Source organism: Nitrospira sp. BLG_2, from assembly GCF_049222245.1.
Genome location: NZ_JBLYIG010000402.1, coordinates 1 through 1,606, shown reverse-complemented (window position 1 = coordinate 1,606; position 1,606 = coordinate 1). Strand labels below are relative to the sequence as shown.

Below are 1,606 nucleotides of genomic sequence, written 5' to 3'. Positions count from 1 at the left end.
GCCTCTGACGGATCAGCTGCGTGTGAAATAAGTGTTGTAGACCACCTAGGGTCTTTCTATCCGTTTTGCCGGTGTCGGCCAAGTGTCATCGATGTCTTGTCAGTTCGCTGTCAACGATGTGTTGTCATGTGACCCCTAGCTCAAAATCGAATTTTAGGAGTCCAGCCACGCGTTGACCCACTGTCGTCAAAAGGGAGCCGCCAGAATCATTGGGAATATTGCGGTCCATAGTTATGGCCCGCAAGTTACGACGTCTGATCAAGTGGACGTCTTAATTTTGAGATAGGTTCTAACGTCCAAGCGCCTTCTTCACCGCCTCACCGATCTCAGCGGGATTCTTGACCACTTTGACTCCAGCCGCTTCCAAAGTTTTCATCTTTTCGGCTGCGGTCCCCTTGCCACCGGATATAATGGCGCCGGCATGGCCCATGCGGCGACCTGGTGGTGCCGTGATACCGGCGATGAAGCTAAGCACTGGTTTCTTCACGTTCTTCTTGATAAACTCGGCCGCTTTTTCCTCGGCATCGCCTCCAATTTCGCCGATCATGACGATCGCGTGGGTTTCAGGATCTTTTTCAAACAGCGGCAAGACATCCACGAATCCTGTGCCGTTCACAGGATCACCGCCGATTCCGACACAGGTCGTTTCACCCAATCCCAACATCGAGAGTTGGTGCACGGCTTCATAGGTCAAAGTGCCACTGCGGGAGATAACCCCGACGATGCCCTTCTTATGAATAAAACCCGGCATGATTCCAATTTTTGCTTCATCCACTGTGATCACACCAGGGCAGTTTGGTCCAATTAAACGCACATCGCGACCGCGCAAGGCCCGCTTCACTTTGACCATGTCGTTGACGGGTATCCCCTCGGTTATACAGATGATCAACTTCACACCGGCATCTGCCGCTTCGAGGATGGCGTCCGCACAGAACGGCGGCGGCACGAAGATGAGCGAGGTATCGCACTCGGTCTTCTTCACCGCATCAGCCACCGTGTTGAACACCGGAATGCCTTCGACCTCCTGCCCGGCTTTGCCGGGCGTGACACCCGCCACAATCTTCGTTCCGTAGGCCTTGCATTGCGTCGCATGGAACGAGCCTTCCTTGCCTGTAATCCCCTGCACTACCACTCGCGTATTTTTATTAACCAGAATGCTCACAATTCCCTCTTTTCCTGTTCTTCTTTTTCAAGAAGGCGGGTCGGGTCTCATATTGCGCGCGCATCCACCGAGCACCGACCATAATCGCTATCCAATAAGTTCCTGCGTGCGCGGTGGGCGAGCACTGAGACTCGACCCGGCGCACCCTTCTCACGCTGCTTTGCCAGTCAACTTGACGATTTTCTGCGCCGCCTCCCAGAGATCGTTGGCCACTTCGAGCTTCAGGCCTGATTCGGCCAAGAGCTTGCGGCCCTCATCGGCATTGGTCCCTTGCAGACGCACAACCAATGGTACCGTAATCTTCACTTCCTTCGCCGCTTCGATGACTCCATGGGCAATGCGCTCACAGCGGACAATGCCGCCGAAGATGTTGATGAAGATTCCCTTCACATTCGGATCTTTTAAGAGAATGCGAAAGCCCGCCGCCACCGTCTCCTTGGTCGC

The 1,606-nt window shown here is 54.3% G+C and carries 1 protein-coding gene and 1 pseudogene; both read right to left on the bottom strand.

Going from position 1 to position 1,606, the window contains the following annotated elements; translation table 11 throughout:
* Positions 1 to 289: 289 nt before the first annotated feature.
* Positions 290 to 1,162, bottom strand: a complete 873-nt coding sequence (sucD, locus tag ACOSYY_RS11075) for a succinate--CoA ligase subunit alpha (protein ID WP_421662420.1) — start codon at positions 1,160 to 1,162, stop codon at positions 290 to 292.
* Between the two features lie 150 nt (positions 1,163 to 1,312).
* Positions 1,313 to 1,606 (bottom strand): annotated as a pseudogene (gene sucC, locus ACOSYY_RS11070) (succinate--CoA ligase subunit beta); the annotation flags it as partial.